Genomic DNA, 25166 nt, shown 5'->3' on the forward strand with positions numbered 1-25166 from the left:
TTCCTCCTCAGATATAGAATCGATCTCCTGTATCCTCCCATTCGGCGCAAGTGATCATGATCTGCTTTTTGTTCCACAGAATACGAATAAACACGCTCGGGTGGCTTTCGATGGTTATTTTTCCGTCCGGGAAAATACGAATCTGCACGATACACAAATTTGAGTTCTTTGGCATGATGGTGAATTGCGCACACTCTCGTCCTTCTCGGTGAGCGGTTCGATAGAAACCGTCAAACAAGTCTTCGGGGCGTCTTCCGTCCTCGTCGAATGCGAGCAGATTGATTTCCCAATCCGTATCATAGTGATCAAACCACATGTCGAAGCGCCTCCTTCTGGTCGGTATACGCATAGATTTGAACGACAATGTTGCCGTCCTTCCAGACATGATGCACTTCGCCGTCCTCAAGCTGCATCAGTACCAGTCCGGGGAGCCAAGTCACGTTATTGCCTGCCGCTTTCTCTTCCTCGTAAATCCGGCGAAAGGCGGAAGGGGAGAGGAGGATATCCCCAACCCGCGTATGGACAAATTCTTTGATCAGCGTTTTCGTCATGGCGGTTCTCTCCTCTCACAACATCATCATGCTGCTGGCTGCTTTAATCACGTCGAGTGTCACGGGTTCGCCCGGCTTCACCAGTTTGGACACGTTGTTCATTGTTCGGGCCAGCAACCGGAAGCAGCCGTTTCGCTTGTTGGTTGCCCGATCGACAAGCTCTTCCATTGCTTCGGGCTCAACCACATAGCCGCTCACGTATTTCTCGACCTCTTTGCGCGTCAAACCCGTTAAGCGAACGTAGCATCCTACCCGATTGGCGAAGCGCTCCATTTGCTTTTTGAGCATCCTTTCCAATCCGGGTTCCCCGGCAATCACGATGCCCACGCTTCCGGAGTCGTACATCCCGCGCAATATTTCCATCTTCTTGAGTGAGTAGGGGGCAATGAGCTTATCCGCTTCGTCCACGATCAACAGGGAATCTTTATGCTCCCGAAATCGCGATTGAATCATCAGAATCCGTTCATAGACAGGCGCACCGTAAGGGTAAATATCCAGTTGCAGTTCGATGGCCCGAAGGATGTCTTTGACGCCCATCCCTTCTTTGATTTCGATATAGTACACATGCTTGGCTTGCGCGTATTGCTTCAATACATGGCTCTTTCCGTACCCGGATGGGCCGATCACGACACCCAGCTTGCGATTGGTTTGGCAGTCGCTGCATGCGGCCAATACGTCGCAGGCATCTTTGGTTTCCAGCAAGGCGTTTTCCGGTTTGAGCAAATAAATTTCCGGCATTTCGCATTCCTCCTAGGCATTTATTCGTTGCTTGCATTGGCTTGGGCAATTCTGGCGAGCGCTTCCTTTGCCTGTTGCTTCATATATTCTTCTCGAATCCTGTCTTCTTCGCGTTCGCGCTGTTTCTCTGTACGCTGATGGGCGCGTTCCTGACGGTAGGCTTTGTTTGTCGGCAAGCTGGTGACGCTCGGATTGCCTTCTTTCAGTTTGGGGCCGACCGACGGTTTATCATGGGCGAGGTTGATCCGCTCCTCATACGGCAATTGCAACAGGTCTAACTCCTGCTCCGTCTCGCTCAGCGCCCGGTTTTGCTTCTCTTTATGAAGTTGCCGCAGCTTCTTGCTGTCCACGCCATTTTCAAATTGAAGCAGTTCGTCACAAACGGCCTCGCAAATCTCCAGATTGGTTTCCCGATCATAGACATGGAGCACCGCGACGTTATGGCGGTCATACCGAATCTCGACTTTTTCGCCGATGTAGTTTCGCAATGCGGGATGATAGTACCGGTGCTTGTTCCGCAGAATTCCGGTATTGTAGACGTGCGCGATTTCCCGTTCCAGTCGCAGCTTGTCGGAAAAGTCTTTCGGCGGCGCTGCTTTGATGTAACGCTCGGCGTTCAGGTAGACTTCAATCGGCGTCAGCCACTCATCGCCCTGCTCCTTCAAGCCGCCATGCTCGCGAACGTGGTAGTCTTCCTTGAGCCATTGGGCGAATTCTTCGGCAAACTGCTCGAAGGTAGGCAATTCGCCCTTGTCGAGCATCTTCTTGATGTCCTTTTTGATTTTCCCCGCCGTCTTGGAGCCTGTGAGCGTTCCGGTGTATGAGCGGAAACGCTTGGAGAAGCGCGTACAGATCGTGCCGAAGAAACGCTCGATCTGCGCTTTGTCCCAGGGTTGAAACGGCAACGAGCGCCAATCATCGGCGATGCCGATTTCCCGGTAAAAGCCTTGTATGTCGCTTTCCACATAGACTCGCTCGACGCGTTTCCGACCTCCTAACGATTCGGCGGTGAACTCCTTGCCGTTGTCGATCAGGATGTTCAGCGGCACGCCTTCGAAGGGAACGTCTGGATCGGCCTTCGGGTAAATCATGTTGATGATACTCTTTTTGATTTCGAGCGCATCCGGTACCTCGCATAGGCTGTAGCCGACCAGAGCGCGGGAGCGAACATCCATCCAGCCGACCAGGCACGGCTTGATCGCCGTTTTCTTTCCGTTGGCGCGCGTCACTTCTACCCAGAGGTCGAAAGCATGAGCGTCGCCCATTACCCATTCCATGACTTTCAGTGATTTGGTGTCGCGTCGGCCTTTCGGCATCATGTTCCGCTTCCATTCCTTTTTGCCATGCTCCGCCAAATACTTGGCGCTGCGATACTTTCGCTTGACCAGATTGAGATAACGCCGCACGGCATGATAGGAGGGGATGATCCATCCCTTCACGTCGGCCTCCCGCTTAAACATGTCGTAAATGAGCGTCATGGGAACATTATTCTTGGATAAGTCCTCGTCGAAGCATTTGTTTTCAAGAAAAGCTTTCATTTCGGGCGTGAGCGACGGGAACTTGTTTTTCTCTCGCGGCTCGGGACAGAGCGCCAAGACCGCCAGATACGAATGATCGGCTCCGTCTTCCTGCGCTCTTTTTAGCGCCCATGCCAAACCCTCGCGGTAATCCTGCACCTTCTTGTAGAAGTGTGATTCGCTGAATCCGGCACGTTTGGCGTATTGGATCGCAAGCTGCCGCCGTTCGCTGCTGTGTTCCGCTAAATGCCATTCCTTGGTGTATTCCTCAATCAGGTCTTTCAGATCGAGCGCCTTGTGATATTTGTCCCGGTGCTGGAGTACGAAATCAGCAGGGTCTACTTCCATGTACCACGGCGGCGTGTCCGATGTTCGCGAGTGGATAATGGCCTCCCGGACATCTTTGCCGGGGTCAAGATCGGCGTTGTAGGCACGCTGCGCCTTGACCGATAGGCAGGATACTGCGACGAATATACGCTCCTTCCCGCCGTTTTCCGCTGGTTCCCTTTTCACATCATAGGCTTCGGGATTGCGAGAAATCTTTCTATACAAAGTGTAGTAACCAACACCCTCGTAACGTGCAGCATCATCGAGCGGGATATATGTTTTTATCACTTTTACTGTCACCCTCTTCACAAAAAAATCTTTTCCATTTACAATAGAGGGGAAATGAAGGTGCGAAAAATTCTGTTTGAGAGAGTGCTTACACTGGCAGGTGGGGGGCACTCTTTCTTTTTTATCACCTTCCTAGTGGACATTTTCATGATGAAGCATTTCTGACCTTTTGAATGAAATTTCGTACAGACACATGCGAAACACGAATTTGATTTGAAGAGATTGCATCAGCAATTTCCCGAAGGGTGTATCCTTGGTTGTACATATCAACTACACGCTCAGAGGCCCCAAGACGTTCAATTTTGGATGGTCGTGAGCCAAGACGTTTAATTTTTAGTTGATTGTCGTGAATGCCGGGAATGTTACCGCCACCGACGAAAGTTAATCGAATGTTTTTCACCTCCTTTTGTAAATCTGACAGTTGATTCAAAATTAACTCATGCGACTGTTGCCCCGTCATTACATCCTCTCCTCTTTTTTTTGTAGGTAGTGGGTTTAAAATGACAGTGGTTTCGATATAATAAAGGCATAGAAGCTTTTGTTAATATTATATATCGATATTACAGTCTTGTAAACATTATTATGCACATTTTATTGGAATTGGAGTCGTCTTTGTTTTTAAAGTCGATAAAAGGAGCGGTTTCCATGCAGTATCAAGAAGCGAAATTTGTAATTTTGAGACAATACTTGGACTATGGTCAAGATGCCTTCGCCAGACTGTTAAACATGTCCAGAAGTAATTTGAGTAGTTTGGAAACCGAAAGGATAAAACCTACTGTGCAGACTTTAATTAGAGTTTGCGTAGGATTTGGTATCAGTGCGGAGTTATTGGTTAAAGGAAACGTCCAGGATCTGATAACTCAAGTTCAGGCATTCAAATCAAAAGAAACAATCATATCAAGGTTGACTGACTTAACTGAAAGTGAAGTTCAGAAATATTCTGATAAAATTGGAGAGCGGACTAAGCTTTCTCGGAAAGCAAAAGGCCTTTCACAAAAACAATTAGCTCAAAGCTTAAACTTATCTCAGAGTTCTATTTCGGAAATTGAGAAAGGAAAAACACTTCCATCCGTAGATCAGTTAGTTGCCCTTTCGGAGACACTGGAGACTACAATAGATTATTTACTCCTAGGTATTCCAGGAAAAGGGACGGAAGCATTAGTTATGGCTGTTCAAAGGAGAAGAGAAGAATTTCCCGAAGAAGATGAAAATGATTTTTTGAAATTGATCGCTACTCTTAAAAGAATATGGGGAAATGCTAATGAGAAAGAAAAAAAGTGGATTAGAAAGCAAGTGGAAGAAGTTTTTCCAGTATTTATAGGGGAGCCTGAAGATAGATGATTGTAAGTGATCTTGGGAGTCTTACGCGCAACAAAAAGTAAAATTTACATTTATTAACTGGAAAAAATGTAAAGCACATTGTCTGAGTTTTTTTGTGCAAGATGAGGCTCAAAACCCTTGGTACATGGGCAATTGAACAAAATTCTTTGAAACTTGTCGTTTGTTCAATTGCTTTGAGCTTAAACAAGTCATTATTATTGCCGAAATCGCAAATTTATCCACCTGCAAATAAAATGAAAACTATTGAAAACCGCGTCGTATCAGCGTTTTCTGCATATAGCCTTGATGTCATGTATGGCTCTCGCATTAACATATCCGGCATTTCGAGGATTGAGCGACGTCCCACCTGTTTATATCGCAAAAAAACGCCGAAATCCTTGATACATAAGGGATTCTCGGCGTTTTGAGGTTGTTCGAGATGGTTTTTCAATTTCGAGAATAATAATGTCCTTCTGCCCCGTACATCTCAGCCTTCATGCTGCATTCAAACATGCCCACGGATTACACACTCACACACTCACATGCCTTGATTTTATTGGGTTTATTCGGGGTGTAGATGGAACGAGAAATAACGGTGAATAACGGGGTGGAACGGGAAAAAAATTGAGGTATGTATTATTTTTAGTATTACAAAACAACACCCATTTGCCAGCTAAAGGGCGAAAGAGTACGGCAGCTACGACAAAAACAGTCATGACCAGGCCAATCTGCTTTTCATCGACTCTTAACGTATCTGTGGCAAACATAGGCAGTGTAACGGCTAGGGTATAAAACGTCATAAACAAAAAAAAGCTGCTAAAACAAACAGCTAAAAAATTGCGGTTCCATAATGGTTGATTTTTCAATCTCTATCTCTCCAGTCCTTCTATTTGCATGTTTGCGGTCTCCGTTATCTTTCTTAGGATTTCTCTGAATTGAGCAATTTCATTTTTGGATAAACCGCTGAGTACAGTTTTTATCACTTCTTGTTCGATAGGGATGAGCTTCTGGTTTAATGCATTTCCTTCATCTGTTATTACAGCTAAAAATGATCTTCTATCCTCTGTGTTTGGCTTTCTTCTGGCTAATCCTTTCCGTTCTAATTGATCCAATATTCTTGTTACATTTGTTTGATCTTTTCCTACCCGTTTAGAAAGTTCTTTTTGGTTGATGCCGTCTTGTTCCGCTAATCGATTTAACACAGTCCATTGTTCCAGAGTAATGCCGTAAGGGTGGAAGTGTATCGAAAGAAGATGACTTACCTTCCGTCCGGCATTATTTAGGATAAATCCGATAGAATCATCGAGTTTCAATAACATCCCTTCTTTGAATATAATTGCTATAGCAATTATATTCAAAGCATTTACATGTGTCAAATGGTTTAAATTCAACAAGCATGTCATCGTGCTATCGTGGCATTGTAATACACCATGAAATCAAGCATACCGATAACGAAAACGGTATGTTACTTTTGGATAGCCATCCTCATTACTCGTAAGGCTGCGAGCGCTCTTGCCTGCAAATTTCGCAAAGATGAAGGTGTTTTTTGTCCTCCATCCCGATTGCCGATTCTTCAGATTGCCTTTCCAGATCCCCGCAAATTTCGCATACTTTAATCACGCAGATGCCTCCCCCTTTCCGGTTTAAAATGAAGCATCCAAATCTCGTGCTTCAAACCCTGATTGAGTCCGTTTAACAGCATATGGACTTTAAGCGGATCCAGGTTGCGTAAAAACTGCATGGCGACAATTCCGCTTTTCATCATAGAAGGGATGCCTGCTACCTGTACGAAATCGAAGCCTATTTTGGCCACTTCATTTTTGTTTTTGAGAAGTCCTTGCAGGATATCGAAAATCCCTGATTTATGCATCTCTTTGATAATATCAAGGAACGCCATCACTGAATTTTTGTTATCGCTCAAAACTTTTAAGATTTCCTCAACGGATGCTGCCTGCTGTTGAGCCTCGGTTGGGATTTGCCTTTTAATCTCTGAAATTGCCCTTGCCATAAGCACCCTCCTTTTTTGTCACTGTATCCGCAACAGGGACGTATCCCGGGCGGCTCCATTTTTCTTCAACTTTTACGCCAACCTGCGGGACACGGTTGCCAAAGCGGTGATTCTGCCGCGGCAATGGAATTTCTCCTTCGGGTTCAAGAATCTCCAGTTGTACATCCATCTCCTTAAAGTTTGGCGTGTGGGTTACGATATCATGGTAACTGCTTGTCAAGCGATTTACAGCCTCATTATCTTTTCTTGTATTCATCGGTAGGTATAGTTCATTCCCTTTAACACGGTCCGTAATGAGGACCGGTACTTCCACCTGTCCATATGGGGACGTTAAACGTACAAGCGCGCCATCTTTTATATTGCGCTCCTGTGCCAGTTCTGGAGATATCTCCAGCCAGACAGACGGCACTTTGTGACGAATACCTTCTGACCTGTACGTCATGTTTCCTTCATGGAAATGTTCCGGTATTCGCCCGTTGTTTAAACGCAGGTCATATTCTTTTCCTGGTTTGAATGGCGGTGTCCGGTTAACCGGGAATAGTTTGGCTTTCCCGTCAGGAAAGGCGAACGTATCCGTATATAATAGAGGCGTATCTTTGCCGTCCGGTGCGACCGGCCACATCAGGCTGTTCCAGCCCTCAAGCCGCTCATAGCTTACCCCCGCAAACACGGGAGCAAGACGGGCGGCTTCTGCCATAATCTCGCTTGGATGCGTATAATTCCAATTTGCTCCCATGTGAATTCCTTCGACCATCTGGTGTTTATCATAACCCGGTTCCTTCGGCAAACTTACTCCCCATGCTTGCTCATAGCGAGCTCGTACTTTATCATCCTGTATTGGCTCATATCCCGGGAACCAGGCGGGCATTGTTCCAAAATCGCAGGCCCCCTGGACATTGTTATGTCCGCGTAATGGATACGCTCCTGTACCAGGCCGCCCATAATTACCGGTAATCAACAGCAGGTTGGATATGGCTGTGCTCGTGTCAGTCGCACCCATATGCTGAGTCACATCCATCGCCCAGAGGATACAGATTGATTTTGCTTCGTGAATCATCGTTGCTGTTTTTTTTTATGAATTCCTGGTCGATAATGTATTTCGTAATTGTGGATATCCAAATAAGGTCGGTACCCGGATTCGGATGAAGAAATATATCGGCTCGCTCGGCCAGTTCATTTTTGCGTAAATCGGCCACGATGAGTTTTTGACCGTACAGCTTATGGGCGCGCTTAATGCGGGTGGCTAAAACCGGGTGGGATTCCGCCGGATTGGCGCCTATCACAATCGTCAGATCGGCCTTTGCGATATCCTGTATCGTTCCTGAATCTCCCCCGATTCCTACCGTGCGAAGCAGTCCTGCAGTGGCGGGGGACTGGCAATAACGCGAGCAGTTATCCACATTATTGCTCTGCATAATTGCGCGGGCAAACTTCTGAAAGAGATAATTTTCTTCGTTGCTGCACTTCGATGAGGCAATATAGCCAATCGAGCCAGGTCCGTATTTGTCTTTAATGCCGGACATTTTTTCCGCAATGAGAGTAAGGGCTTCATCCCAGGTTGATTCAACAAACGTATCTCCTTTTCGGATTAAAGGCTTTGTCAATCTCTCTTCGCTATTTACAAAATCCCACCCCCATTTTCCTTTTACGCATGTGGAAACGCCGTTGACCGGCGCATGCTCCTGCGGTTCAATTCTTAAAATATGCCGATCCTTTGTCCATACTTCGAAACTGCATCCTACGCCGCAATACGTGCAGATCCCGTTGTTGTTATCGCAAACCGTACAGTACAATTCATGATTTCGTAAGATACGGGACATCGCTTCTAATTGCGCTTCTTTTACTGCATTTGAATCAGTCGTAACACGCATTCCCGGTGATACATGCGTAGCACACGACCGTACCAGCTCACCGTCTACTTCGACAAGACATGTATCGCACGTTTGAATGGCACCTAACTGAGAATGATAGCAAATGTCCGGTATGTAACAATCGTGCGCTTTGGCAGTATCCAGAATATTTTGCCCGGCAATCGCCTTGCATTCCTTATTATTGATATGAAAGGAAAAGGTATCATGGCCCACGTTTACCTACACCCCGCTTACTATGTCCATTATTTTCGCTTTTTTAAAATCGTATCTAAAGAATAATAGCTATAATCATAAGAATTAGTTAGAGGGTTTCCTGTTAGTACATTTTTATACATAAAAACAGGATATCTTGAAAAGAGATAGGATGAGGTGTAAGGTGATATATGATAATTTTGAATATCGTTACCTTGCTATGAGTTCACCAGCTATGAAGGAGAGATACTATGGGGAATGAAACCAGGAAGCCTTCCCATTTCCATTTATTCGATTCGATTCCATTGGGGATTATATTCTTGAGTGGGGGTGACCGAATTCTTTACATGAATCGCTTTGCCTCTGAACGTTTATATTCTATGCTGGAACCGGAAGAAAAGAGATTTTCATTCTTGGGAGATGTTTTTTCATCTATTTCTGGAAAATCACCAATGGAAATGGAAGAGAATTTTCACTTCTCGATTGGAGAGGAGACGTTTTTAGCTCAGAGGTTGCCACTTTACGAGCAGGAAAACACAGAAGGCAGTGTCTTGGTCTTTCAACATATTTCGACTCTGGAGAAAACAGTCAAAGAACTTGATTTATACAAAAATTTAAGTCTGGATTTAAAAGCCATTTTCGATATCTCGTATGATGTTATTTACGTTTCGGACGGAAACGGAATTACACTCCGGGTAAGCTCGGCGTGTGAGAGGTTATGGGGGTATAAGGAAGAGGAGTTAATCGGAAAAAGCACGTACCAATTGGAGAGAGAGGGAGTTTTCTATCCATCCGTCACCCGTCTTGTGCTGGAGAGGCAGGAACAAGTTTCAATGATACAGACGACAAAGACGGGTCGTCGGTTAAAAGTTGTCGGCACTCCTATAAAGGACGAAGAGAACCGCATTATTCGCGTAGTGAATGCATCCCGGGATATTACAGAGGTAAGCCAGCTTCAATCCGAAATCGAGATGTTAAAACAATTGACTGAAGGGTACCGAAAGGAAATTATGGACCTTCGCACTAAAAAAGAGTTTGACGGAGAAATGATTTATCGAAGTGAGAGGATGGAGAAGGTGATTTCTCTTGCTCAGAAAGTGGCCAAGGTGGATTCTACTGTTCTTCTAGTAGGGGAATCGGGAACAGGAAAAGAAATGATTGCTTCTTATATCCATAAATGGAGCGGGCGAAATGAGGGGCCGTTTATTACGGTTCATTGCGGCGCCATTCCCCAGACGTTTCTGGAAACGGAGCTGTTTGGCTGGGAAGACGGAAAGGAAGTGAAATTGGGTTCTATTGAAATGGCGAATGAAGGAACATTGTTTTTAGAAGAAATTGAAGAAATTCCTCTAGCTTTGCAGGTAAAGTTGCTTCGCGCCATTCAGGAAAAAAGAATAACGCGGGTCGGCGGCAAAAAGCCAATTGAAGTAAATCCAAGGGTGATTGCCGCTACGATGCATGATCTGGAAGAGAGAGTTCAATCAGGAAAGTTTAGACAAGATTTCTATTACCAACTGAATGTAGTACCAATTTCTATTCCACCTCTTCGTGAACGAAAAGAAGACATTATTCCCTTAGTTGTTCATTTCATGAAGAAATTGAATCAGAAATACGGGATGGAAAAAAAGTTTAAGCCAGAGCTTTTGAAGGTTCTACAGGAGTATGAATGGCCTGGTAACGTTCGCGAGTTGCAGAATCTTACGGAAAGGCTGCTGGTGACAGCTGAAGACGATTGGATTAGCGGAGAGTATATACCTGATTACGTATATAGAAATACGAACAATCAAAAAGCCATACAAGTAAACGCGATTATTCCTTTAAAAGAAGCGGTAGAGTTGCTGGAGAAGGAACTGTTAACATTGGCACAAAAGCAATATAAGTCTACAACGAGAATCGCTGCAGTTCTGGAAGTAAATCAGTCGACGATAAGCAGAAAATTAAACAAAGTGATAAAAAAATAAAACCTATGCAATATTGCATAGGTTTTATTTTTTTATGCATAAGATCTTGTTTTGGGATTTAGACATAGAAAAAAGTAAAGATATCATGTTGCCCTAGGTAAAAATTATGCATAATTGCATATATTTTTAATATATCTACTATTGTTAGATTTCAAACCACTATGTTATATAAAGACAAGGGCATAGGTTTATTGGAATTTTAAGCTATCATTTTTACGGAACCGCTGCCAATTATCTAAAAATAAAAGGCTGGTGAAAAGCAACATGAATGGAAAGTATCGTTATTTGATTATGGCAATGATTGTATTTATGACCGTCGTTAATTATGTGGACCGGGGAGCGATTTCTTATGCACAGAAATCCATTATCGATGAGTTCGGATTAGATCCTAAATCATGGGGAGAGATTTTGGGCTATTTCGGCTACGGATATATGTTTGGTGCATTGTTCGGCGGTATGCTTGCCGATAAGAAGGGACCAAGATACGTTTGGCTGTTGGCGGGTACAGCTTGGTCCCTCTTCGAAATTGGAACGGCTTATGCAGGAGACATAGGGATGGCGCTGTTCGGTGGATCCGCTTTAACAGGGTTTGCGGTATTCCGCATACTGTTTGGATTGGCTGAAGGACCAACCTTTTCAACAATTAACAAGACGATGGCAAACTGGGCTGCTCCGAAAGAAAAAGGGTTTGCTACCGCACTCGGATTGCTGGGAACTCCTCTTGGAGCCATGCTAACCGCCCCGATTGCTGTCGCACTATTATCGGTAACAGATTGGAAAACGATGTTTTTGATTCTCGGTATTATCGGATTAATCTGGGTCATTGTCTGGTCCAAAATGTTTACGGATCTTCCGGAAGATCATCCTCGGGTATCAAAGGCAGAGCTGGCCGAGATTCGTTCAAAGGAGGACTTATTGGAATCGGAGACGAGTTTGGCAGAAGCCAAGCAAGTCCCTGTCCCTTGGTATCATTTTTTTAAGAATCCAACGCTTGTAATGAACGCGATAGGCTATTTCGCTTTTCAATACGTAAATTTCTTGATTTTAACGTGGACTCCGAAATATTTGCAGGATACATTTAATTTTAAGCTGGCTTCTTTGTGGTATTTGGGAATGGTTCCCTGGATTGGTGCCTGTGTTACGGTACTGCTTGGTGGAAGAATCTCTGATGCCCTTCGCCGCAAAACTGGAAATCTCCGAATTGCCAGATCCGGTTTGGCTGTAGTGTCCCTGTTTTTTACAGCCGTTTGTTTCATGTTAATTCCTGTCGTGGATAGCGTGGGAGCGGTTCTTGCGCTTATGGCTATCGGCAATGCTTTTAACTTTCTACCGAATTCTGTATATTGGACGGTTATTATTGATACCGAGCCCTCCAAAGCCGGAACCTTCGGTGGAGTTACCCACTTTTTTACGAATATTGCTACCATTGTTGCACCTACGTTAACAGGAGCGCTTGTAGCAAGCAGCGGATATAAAGCGATGTTCATTGCTGCGGCTGTAGCCTCTGCCGTCGGTATGATTGCTATGTTATTTGTAAATCCGGGAAGAACAAACAAAGTAGTCGGAGAGAAGCCGATAACATAGTAGATGTGTACAAATTCCATGGAGACTCAGGATTTTAGAGGTAAAAACGGGAGGAGAGATGGAGTATTGAATCAGGATGTTCTGAAGCTGGATATTTCAGCCTTATCAACGAAAATTCGCCACAGAGAAATATCGCCTGTAGAGATTGTGGAGCAGCTTTTGAAGCGAATTGAAAGGGTAAATCCTGCAATCAATGCATTTATAACGGTAACTTATGAAGAAGCAATGGACTCCGCCAAAAAAGCAGAATCAGAAATCGCAAATGGGAAATGGAGAGGGCCTCTTCACGGGGTCCCAATCGGGCTGAAAGATTTAATTTATACAAAGGGAATTAGAACCACCATGGGTTCGAAAATCTATGAACGTTTTGTTCCGGATTTTGACGCAACGGTTGTGCATAAATTGAAAGATACAGGAGCTATTATTATCGGGAAGCTGAATACACATGAATTTGCCTATGGTCCTACAGGGGATGTCTCTCATTTCGGACCGGTTCGAAATCCATACGATTTAAATAAAATGTCAGGCGGCTCAAGCAGTGGTTCTGCAGCAGCCGTCGCGTCCGCTCTTTGTTTCGGCGCTCTAGGTACCGATACCGGCGGCTCAATTCGGATTCCTTCTTCAGCCTGCGGAATCGTAGGGATGAAGCCTACTTTTGGGCGGGTAAGTAAGCATGGAGTGTATCCGTTAGGATTCACGCTGGATCATGTTGGACCAATGACAAGAACGATAAGAGACAATGCCCTTCTATTAAATGTGTTAGCAGGATATGATCGGCAGGATTCATACTCGGCTCAACGTGGAGAAGAAGATTTTACACGCCATATCGGAGAAAGTGTAAGAGGGAAAGTGATAGGGGTGCCTTCGACTTTCTATTTTGACTCTCTCTCTGATGAGGTGAGAAAGCGAATGGAAGAAGCGTTGACCATCTTTCAGAGAATGGGGGCAGAGCTTGAGACGGTTGATATTCCTGCGCTTTCCCATGCTTCATGGGCGCAGTTAAAGACGCTGCAAAGTGAGGCATATGCCGTTCATGAAGAACATATAGAACAAGAAGCGGAGAATTTTCATCCGGAAGTGCTGGAGCGCCTCGTATTAAGCTCTGAAGCAAAAGGATACGAATATGTAAAAGCTCAGCAGATTCGTCAGAATATTTCAGAATCGCTTAACAAGATTTTTAAACGTGTGGATGTGTTGGCAGCCCCAACGCTTCCTATTCTGCCTCCTGAAATCGGACAGCGGGAGATTCAAGTGGAGAAACGGAAGGAGCAGGTGCGCTCTGCTTTACTGCGCCTGACAGGTCCGACCAGTTTGACTGGTCTGCCTAGCCTGTCTGTTCCATGCGGTTTTTCGGATACAGGTTTGCCGATTGGGTTGCAGTTAATCGGACGGTCTTTTGACGAAGCGGTACTATACCAGTTCGGTGCTGCTTTTGAAGATGCGGCGGGCATTTTTTCTCTAAAATGGGAGATTGAAGAAGGATAAGACAGATATAAATTGAAAAGCGGAGGGATAGGATGTACGAGCAGGACAATAGGAAAGAAACGGTGAAGCGGCAGTTCGGAAAAAACGCGGAGAAATACGTAACGAGCGCGTCGCACGCAAAGGGCAGTGATCTGGCTATGCTTGTGGAGTGGCTTGCGCCGCGACCGGATTGGGTGGCGCTTGATGTGGCCACAGGCGGAGGACATGTAGCCGGGACGCTGGCTCCTCATGTAGCGCATGTATTCTCCACCGATCTTACGCCGCAGATGCTGGCACAGGCAGCCGGGCATTTGAAGACAAAACATTCGAACATCTGGTATGTGGTGGCTGATGCGGAGGCGCTGCCGTTTCTGGACGCAACATTCGATGCGGTAACATGTCGGATTGCGCCGCACCATTTCCCGGCACCGGAGCGGTTTGTACAGGAAGTGGCCCGCGTACTCAAACCGGGTGGCCGGTTCCTGATGATCGACAATGTTGCGCCGGTGGATAAGAAACTGGCGCTGTTTATGAACAAGGTAGAAAAAATGAGAGATGAAAGCCATGTGCGCTGCCTGTCAATCGAGGAGTGGGGCGCGCTGTTTGCCGCATCGGGATTAACGGAGCGCCGTTCATCGTTCCGCAGGAAGACATACGACTTTCCAGTATGGGCGGCGCGTACGGCAAGCGATGGGCAGCAGGTCGAAAAGGTGGAGAAGCTGCTGACGGAAGCGGAAAAAGAAATAAAAGAGTACTTCTCCGTACACATGCAGGATGGAAAGGTCGTGTCGCTGCAGGTAGACGAGTGGATGGTTCTTCTGGAAAAATCGGGCGCCTGATGTCAGGCGCCTTTTTCTACATTAAACTTTTTGATATGCGCTCCATCCCATTGATAATTACTATATTATACTGTGGGTATGAAGCAGGATTGTTTGCGCTCGCGGTCCTTCTTCTATACAGGTACTATCTGGGGGGAGACGGTTTTTACACGACATTGTATATATATCCGGTGGTTACATGCTTCGTCGTCTTTATGTTTTCATGCTTTCAAAAATCGGACAGGGAAAAACGGCACAAGATCGCTATGTGGCTTGCGCTGCTTTCTTCCTCGCTTGTTATTTTCGGAAGCCTGCTGAGCATGCAGGAAGAGGCGAAGACGCAAATGAAATTTCTCCACTTTTCGTTCGAGTATTCACTGATTCAGCTGGCCGGTGTAATGACATCGTATGCGCTGCTGAAAAATGTAGAAATAATATGGAAATAGAAGAGGACCTGTGTCTTATACTGAACCGTTCAAAGTTCTCCCAGTGCATGATTAACATGATGAAAAACGGTGTGGAAGCGATGACTGAAGGAGGCGTTCTGACGGTGCGGGTTTTCCGCCGGGCAGAACATATCGTCATTGATATCATTGATACAGGCAAAGGAATGACCCCGGAAGAAGTCAGGCGGTTGGGCAATCCTTTCTATTCGACGAAAGAAAAGGGGACCGGCTTAGGTTTAATGGTGTGCTATCGGATTGTAGAGGCGTGGAATGGCAGAGTAGAAGTGAGAAGCGAGAAGGGAAAGGGCACTCATTTTTCTATTATTCTTCCGATGCTCGCGAGTTTTCCTTGTTTACGAATAGAAGGAAAGAAAGACGGAGCGCATTTCGTGATGCTCCGTCTTTTTGCCTGTACTTATAAAACGTGGTGGTTATGATGTTTGCTGTATGGGACGCACATCGGCGTACCGTAAATCGGGTCGTTGATAATACGGCAATCGAGATGGAAGACGGAGCGAACGAGCTGTTCCGTAATAATGTCTTCCGGTCTTCCTTCCGCATACACATTCTGATCCTGCAGTGCGACGATATGATCGGCATACCGGCAGGCGAGGTTGATGTCGTGCAGCACCATGACAATGGTGCGTTTTTCGCTGCGGTTCAAATCGGCCAGGATATCGAGCACTTCAATCTGGTGCGTCATATCCAGATAGGTGGTTGGCTCATCAAGCAACAGCGCATTTGTACCCTGGGCCAGCACCATCGCGATCCAGGCGCGCTGGCGCTGACCGCCGGACAGGGAGTCAACCGGGCGTTCCGCAAGTTCAGTCAATCGTGTTACTTCAAGCGCCCATTGGACTGTCTTTTCGTCTTCTTTCGACCATTGTTGAAGCCACGATTGATAAGGATAGCGTCCCTGTTTAACAAGCTGCAGCACGGTCAGTCCTTCGGGAGCACCGGTCGTTTGCGGCAGAATCGCAAGACGTCGCGCCACTTCCTTGGTTGACAGCCGGGAAATGCTTTGGCCGTCCAGAATGATTGAGCCTGCAGACGGCTTTAGCAGGCGGGCCAGTGAACGAAGCAGCGTGGATTTGCCGCATCCATTGCTTCCGATAAAAACGGTGATTTTTCCCTCTGGAATCGTTATATCCAGTTCCCGGATAATGGTACGGTTTCCATAAGCGAGGGTCAGCTTTTCTGCCGCTAATGTTTTCATATATCAATAACCCCTTTCTATTGGTTGCGGTATTTATACAGTAAGTACATAAAGAACGGTGCGCCAATGGCCGATGTGAAAATGCCGACAGGCAAATCGAGCGGCGGGAGCGCGACGCGGGCAATCAGGTCGGCACAGACAACGATAAAGGAACCGGACAGAGCCGCTACCGGCAGCAAAGCACCGAATGAAGGACCGACCAGCTTGCGCGCGATTTGCGGCGCAAGCAGGGCAACAAAACCGATCGCACCGCCGATGGCAACTGCTGCCCCCGCAAGCGCTACACAGAGGAACAGCAGCAGAGCTCTCTGCCGTTCCACATGGTGTCCGACGCCCTGGGCTACCTCGTCCCCCAATTGCTGGATGTTGATGTTCCGTCCGAGAAGGAATGCCATTGGGATAAACACCAGCGTCCACGGCAGAAGGGTAAGAACATCGTTCCAATTCGTTCCGTATACGCTTCCTGTTAGCCACACCATAGCTTTGCTTGTCAGATAAATCGGACTGGTAACCAGCAGCAGGGTAGTGAGTGCCGACATGCACGATTGGATGCCTACTCCAATAAGGACAAGCCGCAGGGCGCTTACGCCTTTTTTCCAGGCTAGCATATAGATAAGTACGGTCACGATTCCCGCGCCGAACAGCGCCGATACCGGGAGCCATTGAATAGAAGCTGTAGGAAATAGCATGATGAATCCAATGGCTGCAACAGATGCTCCGCCTGTAATGCCGAGCAGGTCGGGAGAGGCAAGCGGATTGCGTACCATTCCTTGAAGAATGGCTCCCGATACTGCCAGGCAGGCCCCCACCAGTATGGCTGTGAGCACGCGCGGCAGGCGGAACGTCTGGATAATCAATGCATGTTCAGCCGCTCCGATGCCGAGCAGTGTCTTCATTACATCCGTCGGTTGAATAAAGAAATCTCCTATTCCTACGCTCAGGAGAAATAATGCCAGTGTAAGCAGCAAAAATAGTAGAGTGATGATCACGGCGCGTTTGTCGATCAGGAAAGAGAACGGCCACCTCTTGCCTCGTACATATACATACTTTCTCATGACTGCGCCGCTCCTTTCCGTGCCGCATAAATAAAGAACGGCGCCCCGAGCAGTGCGGTCATAACTCCGATCGGCAGCTCTTTCGGCATAGCCACGAAACGGGCCGCAATGTCCGCAAGCAATAACAAAATCGCACCGAGCAGCGCGCTGTACGCTACCATCCAGCGCATATCAATACCAACGATCGCACGCGCGATGTGCGGAATGATAAGTCCAATAAAGCTAATGGGTCCGGCGACTGCGATGGAGCTGCCGGCCAGTATGACAATCAGAAGACCTGCCGCTACTTTGACAAGCGCAGTCCGCTGACCGACCCCTCTGGCTACGTCTTCTCCGAGCCGTAGCGTATTCATCGGTCCGGCGATAACGAACGATGCCGCAATTGCCACCGCCATATAAGGAAGCACGGATACGAGAACGTCCAGTTTGCGTCCGGCCACTGATCCGGCCAACCAGAACAGCACTTCTTCCATAGCTGACTCCCTTATTAATAGAATGCCCTGTGTAAACGAAGAAGCGAGCGCATACATCGCCGCGCCTGCCAGCGTAAGCTTAAGCGGCGTTGCTCCTTCCCGGCCTAACGAACCGAGCGCATAAACGGCGATTCCGCTTAACGCCGCTCCGAAAAAGCCAATCCATGTCAGCGCGGTCAGTGTGCTGACAGAAAAGAAGGCAACGGCAATGACAATGACAAGCGATGCTCCGGCATTGATCCCAAGAATGCCGACATCAGCCATCGGATTACGTGTAAGCGCCTGGATGAGCACCCCGCAGATACCAAGGCACATTCCGACAGCGACCGCAATCAGCGCCCGGGGAATCCGGGCTTCCCTAATGACGATATGCTCGTTCGTTCCCGAAAAATTTGTATAGGCTTCCAGCAGCGTGCGCCAGCTTGTGTGGATGACGCCAAACACGATACTGGCGTATACCGCAGACACAAGAAGAATGGCGCCGATGAGAAGCCCTGCAATTTTTAATTGAATGTTTGGCAGTAAAACTTTCATCCCTTTTCCTACTTCCGTCTTCATCTAATATGATGTATATTTATTTTTCAATTCATTGATAAAGTTTACGGGCATCCAAGGGATCTGTCAATGATTTTGAGATTCATTATCACTTATTTAGCATATTCTATTGACAAAAAGAAGCAGAGCAGATAGGATAAAAAAAGTTAATGATAATCATTATCAAATATGAAAATAAAGGGGAGAACAACTGTGTTTGCTACATACGCACGAAAGAAAAGAAATATGTTTACATTTCTGGCTATGCTGCTCGCTTTTGCAGTATTTGTCGCCGGATGCGGCTCACAGCAAACCGTCTCTGAAAAAGGCGGGGAAGAGACGAAGAAGGAAGAAGCGACCCGCACGGTAAAACATGCAATGGGAGAGACAAAAGTGCCGGAGCATCCGCAAAAAGTGGTTATTCTTACCAATGAAGGTACGGAAGCGTTGCTGGCGCTTGGCGTAAAGCCGGTCGGTGCGGTGAAATCGTGGACAGGGACGGATGAACCGTTCTATAAGCATATCGCCAAAGACATGGAAGGTGTAACGGTAGTAGGAGACGAACATCAACCGAACCTGGAGAAAATTGCCGCGTTGAAGCCGGACTTGATTCTGGGCAATAAAATGCGTCAAGAGAAAATTTATCAGCAGCTCTCCGCCATTGCACCGACTGTATTTAGCGAAGAGTTGCGTGGTGCCTGGAAGGACAATTTCAAGCTGTATGCCGAGGCGCTGAACAAAAAGGCGGAAGGTGACAAATTGCTGGCTGATTGGGATAAGCGCATCGCTGACTTCAAGCAAAAGGCCGGGGATAAGCTTTCCACGAAAGTATCCGTTGTCCGTTTCATGACAGGGAAAACACGTATTTATTACAAAGATACATTCTCAGGTATCATTCTTAATGAAATTGGCTTTGCCCGTCCGGCTGCACAGGACAAAGATGAGTTTGCCGATGAGGTGACGAAAGAACGTATCCCGGAAATGGACGGCGACATTCTATTCTATTTCACATATGAAACAGGTGACGGCCAGGCATCGCAAGCCGAGAAAGAGTGGACGAATGATCCGCTGTGGAAGAATCTAAGTGTCGTGAAGAAGGGGCAGGCCCACAAAGTGGATGATGTTATCTGGAATACGGCAGGCGGCATAAAAGCAGCCAACCTGATGCTTGATGATTTGGAGAAATACTTTTTAAAGCAGTAATATTAGATAGTGCAAAAAGCAAAAGCGGGGAAACAAGCACTCAACTTGTTTCCCCGCTTTTTATCGCTTTGCGCGGCATTGTACAGCGTTTGGGTTGTTTGGTTATTGTCCGATTTTCGCTGAGACCCGCTTTTCGAGTTCGTCCAAAATGTCTTTTCCTTCTTCTTTGCTTAACAAATCGAGGCGAGTCAAAAAGTCGATTACGCGCGAAAGGCCGAACAATTGCGTATCGAGCACTTCTTCATACAGCGGGCATTTCGGCATTGTCAGATTGCTGCGCTGTACCTCAATGAGGTGTTCGATTTTATCGGCTTCCGCTTTCAGCAGTTGCAGTGCTTGTGCTTTTATTTCGTTCATAGGAATAGCCACCTTCTCCTTGTCTATCCTTGCATTGTTTAGAAGGAAGTCATTTTTTTTGCCATTTATCTTGAGTATAGCAAAAAAGGAGAAGATGTGCAGTCTTTCGTTATGCTTTTGGGAGATCATTCTTCGGCCGATGGGCAAGCATGCCGTACTGCAGAACTTCGGCGATTTCCGACGCCAGCTGCTTCGCGCTTTTTTCTCCGTTGAACAGCCAGCGTTCGGCGGAGGCGTGTATGGTGGCAAATATGCATTCAGCGACGACATCAAGCGCAAGGCCTTCACGGATATGGCCGGCCAGCCAATTCTTCCGGGCGTTTTCACGGATAAGTCCTGTAATCTCTTCATGAATCACCGTAGCTTCCGGTGATTCGTACAGTGCCACACGAACAAGCTCGCGGTTCTTTAGCAAAAACGTAAGCACGTCTTCAATGTTTTGCCGCATCTTCGCAGGAACGTCAGAGGGAGCAAGCGCGGTGACATTGCTGCCGGAGTCGCCGAATACGCGCAACTGCTGCTTAAATTCGGCTACAAGCTCGGAAAGTATCGCCTCTTTGCTCGGAAAATACAAATAGAACGCGGCCTGAGTGAGGCCGGCCGCTTTCACGATATCGCTGACTTTGGTCGCATGATAACCACTGCGGGCGAATTCTTCTGCCGCCGCCTCCATAAGACGATGGCGGCTCTTTTCTCCTTTTTCTGTCCGACCTCGTTTTTTGCTCATAATCGTCCTCTTTTCACTTAGATAACTGGTAAGTCAGTTATATCATGGGTAGTGAGAAAAGAAAACCCATATAGACAGGCGATTATAATTTTGATTTTTAAGGTAAGACTACGACTGTTACCGTTATTTTTGCTTCTAGTGTCTTGACTTATTTGCTAAAATTGGTATAATTAATTATAATGATTTTAAATAAACAACATATCTAAATTAACAATATCAGGAGGTTGGAAAATGAAAAACATTACCGAAGTATTGAACCAACAAATCGCCAACTGGACAGTGCTGTACGTAAAATTGCACAACTATCACTGGTATGTGAAGGGAAGCCAGTTCTTCACGCTGCATGCGAAATTCGAAGAATTCTATAACGAAGCGGCGCTTCATATCGACGAGCTGGCTGAACGCCTGCTGGCCTTAAAAGGCGCGCCGGTAGCGACGATGAGCGAGGCGCTTGAACTCTCTTCGGTAAAAGAAGCAACGAACAAAGAAGATGCACGTGAGATGGTGCAAACGCTCATCAATGATTTCGAACAGATCAATAAAGAACTGAAAGAAGGCATGGAATTAGCCGACAAGGAGAACGATGAAGTGACGGGGGATATGCTGCTTGCAATTCACTCATCGCTTGAGAAACATATCTGGATGCTTACTTCATTCCTCGGATAACATGCAGAGGAATGAATAAGGAGAGGATTTTAACGTAGAAAAAGGCAGCGGCCTTTTTCTTCCCTGGATCTTTTTTCTCTCCTTCCGTCTTTCTTTATTTCAGGATTTTCACAGAACAGTTAAGAAACGCTCTGGAACATAGCTGGATTCCAGAGCGTTTTTATGTACGGAAGATGGCTTTATATTTTCTCATCGCTTCTCCTCATGCCCGGCCTTGGCGAATGAATACAGCAAGAACGGCGAAGAAATCAGCAGAACCATAAACAAAGCAGCTTCAATTACGTGTACATCCATCGGGTATCCACCCCTTAATTGAAAATAATTATTATCATCAATTATAAAGTGGTGTAGAAGATGCGTCAATGAAAATTCGCCTATTTTTAATTTTTCCACTTCCCAATAGGGTAAAAGTAAATTATAATAATTATAATTGAATTGCCTATATGCAAAAAAATTAACCTAGAACAAAAAATGAAAATCATTCTTAATTAGAAATCGGGTGTGCTGCTGTCGTTTACGATAGCAGCATTCGTGCTTTCTGCAGAAAAATTGAGATTTATTATCAGAGGTGAGCGGAAATGAACGAAATAAAATCGACATGTGCGCCGGCTGTATCGGTGAAACCGAACAACGGGACGGACTGGCAGCAGACGTTGAAACGACATGGGGAAGGCATCGCAGCAGTCGTATGCGGAGTGCTGACATTCGGTGCGTGGATGACGCAGAGCAGCGGAACAGTGTGGTCTTTCGTGTTGTATGTGCTGGCATACTTCATCGGAGGATATGCCAAAGCGAAAGAAGGTCTTGTCACGCTGTTCAAAGAGCGGGAGCTTGATGTTAACCTTCTCATGTTGTTGGCGGCCATCGGGGCGGCCAGCATCGGGTACTGGTTTGAAGGGGCGATTTTAATCTTTATTTTCTCGCTGAGCGGTGCGCTGGAAAGCTACACGCTCTCGCGCAGCTACCGTGATATCGAATCGCTGATGGATTTGAGACCCGAGACGGCCCTCCGCTATAAAGACGGAGTAGAGACGCGCATCAAAATCGAAGAGCTGAGCGTAGGCGATCTGATCATTGTCAAACCGGGCGAGCGTATCCCGGCGGACGGAACGATTCGCGAAGGAGTCTCTTCCGTTAATCAGGCATCCATTACCGGTGAGTCCATTCCGGTAGAAAAGGAAAAGGACGATACCGTATTTGCGGGTACACTGAACGGGGAAGGGTCGCTTCTGATCGAGGTCGGGAGCGAAAGTGAATCCAGCCTGTTTTCAAAAATCATTCAGTTGGTGCAGGACGCCCAGAGCGAAATGCCGCCGTCACAGCAATTCATCGAACGGTTTGAAGGGCTGTATGCCAAAACGGTCGTCGGTATCACATTATTGTTGATGCTGATACCGCACTATGCGCTGGGCTGGACATGGTCCGAGACGCTGTACCGGGCGATGGTATTTCTGGTTGTCGCATCTCCGTGCGCGCTGGTTGCTTCCATTATGCCGGCGATGCTGTCTGCTATTTCGAATAGTGCCCGCAGGGGGGTGCTATTCAAAGGGGGGGCCCATCTAGAGAATTTAGCCGGTGTTCGTGCGATTGCGTTTGATAAAACCGGTACGCTGACCATGGGTCGTCCACAGGTGACCGATATCGTGCCGCTGCAGGATTATAGTGAAGAAGAACTGCTGTGGATCACCGGTTCCATCGAAAGTCTTTCCGAGCATCCGATTGGCCGGGCGATAACCGAGAAGGCACAAAATACGGGCCGGCAGCTGGCACGTCCGCAGAATCTGCAGGCGGTGACAGGATTTGGCGTCGTGGCGGAATTTGAAGGCCAGACATGGAAAGTCGGAAAAGAAGCGTTCGTAGACATGGCAAGCGAAAATAAAGAGCTGTTCGGCTTGCTTTCACGTCTGGAAGCGGAAGGCAAGACGGTCATTTTCGCGCAAAACGACAGGGGAATTGCCGGTCTGCTGGCAGTGCAGGATACGCTTCGCGCGGAAGCGAAAGAAACAGTGGCGCAGTTAAGAGAGCTGGGAATTACGGTCGTCATGCTTACCGGGGATAAGCGGTCAACGGCCGAAGCGATGGCTGCCGAGGCAGGCGTAGACGAAGTGTATGCCGAGCTTCTTCCCCAGCAAAAAGTCGAGAGCGTGAAAGCGTTGAAAGAGAAGTACGGCAAAGTGGCGATGATTGGTGACGGGGTCAATGATGCGCCTGCACTGGCCACCGCCTCGGTCGGTATCGCAATGGGGAATGCTGGCAGCGACGTAGCGCTTGATACGGCTGATTTGGTACTGATGAATGATGACCTGACGAAAATTCCGGTGGCGATTCGCCTGGGAAAAAAGGCGGGCCGGATTATCAAGCAAAACATCGCCTTCTCGCTCGGCATCATCATTTTGCTTATCCTGTCTAACTTTGCGCAGTCGCTGACGCTCCCGCTCGGCGTCATCGGACATGAAGGAAGCACCATTCTCGTTATTTTAAATGGGCTGCGTCTGCTGAAAAGTTCATGAAAAAGAAAGAATAGCCATGAGGGGATGAGTGCAATGTGGAAAAAGGCGAACGCCTTTTTCTTCCCGGGCTCTTCTTTCCTCTCCTTCTCTTTCCTTTTTTTATTCTTCTGCTGCTTTCTGTTGTGAAGAGATCGGCAGGATAATATCAAATGTCGTGCCAACGCCGGGCTCGCTATATGCTTCAATATAGCCCTTGTGGTTTTTGATGATGTTGTAGCTTACCATTAAACCGAGCCCGGTTCCTTTTTCTTTCGTTGTATAGAAGGGCTCACCCAGCCGCTGAATTTTCTCCGGGGAGATCCCCACACCCTGATCGGAGAAGCGGACGAGCATGTGCTTTTCGTCTTTGCGCAGAACTCGAACATGAATGTTCCCTCCCTGGGGCATGGCTTCAAGCGCATTCTTTAAAATGTTGATGAATACCTGCTTTAGCTGATTAGCTTCGCAATCCACCTGCGGCAGGTCCGGTCCGTAATTGGGGATAATCCGGACGTTTTTCATAATGGCCTGCGTTTCAAAGAGGTTGATTGTATGCTGGACGATCTCCTGCAGAGAATTTTTGCTGAAACGGACATGCTGCGGTTTGGCCAGCATCAAAAAGTCGCTAATAATTAATTCGATACGATCGACCTCGGACAGCATAATCTTCGAATAAGGAAAATGTGTGTCTCCTTCCTGATTAAACAGCTGGATGAATCCTTTCAGCACGGTTAACGGGTTGCGGATTTCATGCGCAACCCCTGCCGCCAGGCTTCCGGCGATTGATAAGGTGTCGGCTTTGCGCAGCGCATCTTCGGTCTTTTTGCGATCGGTAATGTCTCGAATCACTCCCATTATGGCCGGCTGCTTGTTGTATTGAATCGGTGTGACCGCCACATCTACGTCAAGAATGCTGCCATCTCGATGAATGAGCTTTTCCTCAACTGGCTCTGCGGAAATGTTCTCTTTCATCATTTTTTGAATGCGTTGTTTGACTCCTTCGTGATAATCCGGATGGATATAATCGAAGAGCGACTGACCAATGAGTTCCTGCGGGTCATCATAGCCAAGCATGCGGGCACCGGATGTGTTAATGAATAGACATTTTCCTTCTTGATGGACCAGAATCATGTCAGGGGAGAGCTCTACGAGCCGCCGGTACAGCTGCTCGCTTTCACGCAACTGTTTTTCTTTCTCCTCTAAGGCCTGTTTCGAGAGATGAGAGGAGATGACATCCCGGCGAATTACGATGTAGAGTACAATTCCGGTAATAAACGTAAATATGAGTGCTTTGGTAACATTAATCAAATACGTATTCGCAGACTGATCCAGTATTTCCATAATAAATTTGTCGGACACTA

The 25166-nt window shown here is 46.9% G+C and carries 24 protein-coding genes and 1 pseudogene; 10 read left to right on the forward strand and 15 right to left on the reverse strand.

Going from position 1 to position 25166, the window contains the following annotated elements; all coding sequences use genetic code 11:
• Nucleotides 1–7 precede the first annotated feature (7 nt).
• The 5 genes from ADA01nite_RS12740 to ADA01nite_RS12760 form a co-directional block, all read right to left on the reverse strand.
• Entirely contained in the window at nucleotides 8–316 is a 309-nt protein-coding gene (locus ADA01nite_RS12740; RefSeq protein WP_146810421.1) for a hypothetical protein, read from the reverse strand.
• A complete protein-coding gene (locus ADA01nite_RS12745; protein WP_146810424.1) occupies nucleotides 306–551 on the reverse strand; it encodes a hypothetical protein in 246 nt (81 codons plus the stop codon). The genes ADA01nite_RS12740 and ADA01nite_RS12745 overlap by 11 nt, the downstream gene beginning before the upstream one ends.
• Nucleotides 552–566: 15 nt before the next feature.
• A complete protein-coding gene (locus ADA01nite_RS12750) occupies nucleotides 567–1289 on the reverse strand; it encodes an AAA family ATPase (protein WP_146810426.1) in 723 nt (240 codons plus the stop codon).
• A gap of 20 nt (nucleotides 1290–1309) precedes the next feature.
• Nucleotides 1310–3421: a Mu transposase C-terminal domain-containing protein gene (locus tag ADA01nite_RS12755; protein WP_146810428.1), complete on the reverse strand. Its 2112-nt coding sequence runs from the start codon at nucleotides 3419–3421 to the stop codon at nucleotides 1310–1312.
• Between the two features lie 145 nt (nucleotides 3422–3566).
• Entirely contained in the window at nucleotides 3567–3881 is a 315-nt protein-coding gene (locus ADA01nite_RS12760) for a hypothetical protein (protein WP_146810430.1), read from the reverse strand.
• A 185-nt stretch (nucleotides 3882–4066) separates the two neighbouring features.
• Between ADA01nite_RS12760 and ADA01nite_RS12765 the strand changes: the two genes are divergently transcribed.
• Nucleotides 4067–4762 carry a helix-turn-helix domain-containing protein gene (locus ADA01nite_RS12765; protein WP_170230267.1) on the forward strand — a complete coding sequence of 232 codons (696 nt, stop codon included), beginning with the start codon at nucleotides 4067–4069 and terminating at the stop codon, nucleotides 4760–4762.
• Nucleotides 4763–5271: 509 nt separating this feature from the next.
• Here the strand turns inward: ADA01nite_RS12765 and ADA01nite_RS22610 are convergent.
• From ADA01nite_RS22610 to ADA01nite_RS12785, 4 genes and pseudogenes are all read right to left on the reverse strand, one after another.
• Nucleotides 5272–5607, reverse strand: a complete 336-nt coding sequence (locus ADA01nite_RS22610; protein WP_246147326.1) for an MFS transporter — start codon at nucleotides 5605–5607, stop codon at nucleotides 5272–5274.
• Between the two features lie 3 nt (nucleotides 5608–5610).
• Nucleotides 5611–6054, reverse strand: a complete 444-nt coding sequence (locus ADA01nite_RS12775) for a MarR family winged helix-turn-helix transcriptional regulator (protein ID WP_146810434.1) — start codon at nucleotides 6052–6054, stop codon at nucleotides 5611–5613.
• 299 nt (nucleotides 6055–6353) lie between these two features.
• Complete coding sequence (locus ADA01nite_RS12780) at nucleotides 6354–6749, reverse strand: hypothetical protein (protein WP_146810437.1); 396 nt, start codon at nucleotides 6747–6749, stop codon at nucleotides 6354–6356.
• Nucleotides 6724–8782: pseudogene (locus tag ADA01nite_RS12785) on the reverse strand (molybdopterin oxidoreductase family protein). The gene ADA01nite_RS12780 and the pseudogene ADA01nite_RS12785 overlap by 26 nt, the downstream one beginning before the upstream one ends.
• Before the next feature lie 281 nt (nucleotides 8783–9063).
• On the opposite strand from ADA01nite_RS12785, the gene ADA01nite_RS12790 reads away from it, so the two are divergent.
• From ADA01nite_RS12790 to ADA01nite_RS12815, 6 genes are all read left to right on the forward strand, one after another.
• A complete protein-coding gene (locus ADA01nite_RS12790) occupies nucleotides 9064–10773 on the forward strand; it encodes a sigma 54-interacting transcriptional regulator (RefSeq protein WP_146810439.1) in 1710 nt (569 codons plus the stop codon).
• Nucleotides 10774–11037: 264 nt separating this feature from the next.
• The gene (locus tag ADA01nite_RS12795; protein ID WP_146810441.1) at nucleotides 11038–12357 is read left to right on the forward strand and encodes an MFS transporter; all 1320 of its coding nucleotides are present in this window, start codon (nucleotides 11038–11040) and stop codon (nucleotides 12355–12357) included.
• A gap of 66 nt (nucleotides 12358–12423) precedes the next feature.
• A complete protein-coding gene (locus ADA01nite_RS12800) occupies nucleotides 12424–13842 on the forward strand; it encodes an amidase (RefSeq protein ID WP_246147327.1) in 1419 nt (472 codons plus the stop codon).
• A 32-nt stretch (nucleotides 13843–13874) separates the two neighbouring features.
• A complete protein-coding gene (locus ADA01nite_RS12805) occupies nucleotides 13875–14660 on the forward strand; it encodes a class I SAM-dependent methyltransferase (RefSeq protein ID WP_146810444.1) in 786 nt (261 codons plus the stop codon).
• Nucleotides 14627–15085, forward strand: coding sequence for a LytS/YhcK type 5TM receptor domain-containing protein (locus ADA01nite_RS12810; RefSeq protein WP_146810446.1), 459 nt, complete (start codon nucleotides 14627–14629; stop codon nucleotides 15083–15085). The genes ADA01nite_RS12805 and ADA01nite_RS12810 overlap by 34 nt, the downstream gene beginning before the upstream one ends.
• Nucleotides 15076–15522 carry an ATP-binding protein gene (locus ADA01nite_RS12815; RefSeq protein WP_170230268.1) on the forward strand — a complete coding sequence of 149 codons (447 nt, stop codon included), beginning with the start codon at nucleotides 15076–15078 and terminating at the stop codon, nucleotides 15520–15522. The genes ADA01nite_RS12810 and ADA01nite_RS12815 overlap by 10 nt, the downstream gene beginning before the upstream one ends.
• Here ADA01nite_RS12815 and ADA01nite_RS12820 read toward each other — a convergent pair.
• From ADA01nite_RS12820 to ADA01nite_RS12830, 3 genes are read right to left on the reverse strand one after another with little or no spacing between them, the layout of a single operon-like run.
• Nucleotides 15501–16301 (reverse strand): ABC transporter ATP-binding protein, encoded by an 801-nt coding sequence (locus tag ADA01nite_RS12820; RefSeq protein ID WP_146810450.1) that lies wholly within the window; start codon nucleotides 16299–16301, stop codon nucleotides 15501–15503. The genes ADA01nite_RS12815 and ADA01nite_RS12820 overlap by 22 nt on opposite strands.
• A gap of 17 nt (nucleotides 16302–16318) precedes the next feature.
• A complete protein-coding gene (locus ADA01nite_RS12825) occupies nucleotides 16319–17356 on the reverse strand; it encodes a FecCD family ABC transporter permease (protein WP_146810451.1) in 1038 nt (345 codons plus the stop codon).
• Nucleotides 17353–18363, reverse strand: a complete 1011-nt coding sequence (locus tag ADA01nite_RS12830; protein WP_146810453.1) for a FecCD family ABC transporter permease — start codon at nucleotides 18361–18363, stop codon at nucleotides 17353–17355. Before ADA01nite_RS12830 ends, ADA01nite_RS12825 begins: the two co-directional genes overlap by 4 nt.
• A gap of 246 nt (nucleotides 18364–18609) precedes the next feature.
• Here ADA01nite_RS12830 and ADA01nite_RS12835 point away from each other — a divergent pair, with 246 nt between their 5' ends.
• Nucleotides 18610–19566 (forward strand): ABC transporter substrate-binding protein, encoded by a 957-nt coding sequence (locus tag ADA01nite_RS12835; RefSeq protein ID WP_146810472.1) that lies wholly within the window; start codon nucleotides 18610–18612, stop codon nucleotides 19564–19566.
• 102 nt (nucleotides 19567–19668) lie between these two features.
• Here the strand turns inward: ADA01nite_RS12835 and ADA01nite_RS12840 are convergent, their stop codons facing one another.
• Together ADA01nite_RS12840 and ADA01nite_RS12845 are read right to left on the reverse strand one after the other, a co-directional pair.
• Entirely contained in the window at nucleotides 19669–19923 is a 255-nt protein-coding gene (locus ADA01nite_RS12840; RefSeq protein WP_146810456.1) for a DUF1507 family protein, read from the reverse strand.
• Between the two features lie 109 nt (nucleotides 19924–20032).
• Nucleotides 20033–20650, reverse strand: coding sequence for a TetR/AcrR family transcriptional regulator (locus tag ADA01nite_RS12845; protein WP_146810459.1), 618 nt, complete (start codon nucleotides 20648–20650; stop codon nucleotides 20033–20035).
• A gap of 231 nt (nucleotides 20651–20881) precedes the next feature.
• Here ADA01nite_RS12845 and ADA01nite_RS12850 point away from each other — a divergent pair, with 231 nt between their 5' ends.
• Together ADA01nite_RS12850 and ADA01nite_RS12855 are read left to right on the forward strand one after the other, a co-directional pair.
• On the forward strand, nucleotides 20882–21316 hold the full coding sequence (locus ADA01nite_RS12850; protein WP_146810461.1) for a Dps family protein: 435 nt from the start codon (nucleotides 20882–20884) through the stop codon (nucleotides 21314–21316).
• Nucleotides 21317–21894: 578 nt separating this feature from the next.
• Nucleotides 21895–23826 carry a heavy metal translocating P-type ATPase gene (locus ADA01nite_RS12855; protein WP_146810464.1) on the forward strand — a complete coding sequence of 644 codons (1932 nt, stop codon included), beginning with the start codon at nucleotides 21895–21897 and terminating at the stop codon, nucleotides 23824–23826.
• Nucleotides 23827–23925: 99 nt separating this feature from the next.
• Here the strand turns inward: ADA01nite_RS12855 and ADA01nite_RS12860 are convergent.
• The coding region (locus ADA01nite_RS12860) for a PAS domain S-box protein (protein WP_146810466.1) at nucleotides 23926–25166 on the reverse strand (1241 nt) is incomplete at its 5' end.

Origin of the sequence: Aneurinibacillus danicus, from assembly GCF_007991215.1 — a bacterium.
In the GTDB taxonomy this organism is placed as follows: Bacteria; Bacillota; Bacilli; order Aneurinibacillales; family Aneurinibacillaceae; genus Aneurinibacillus; species Aneurinibacillus danicus.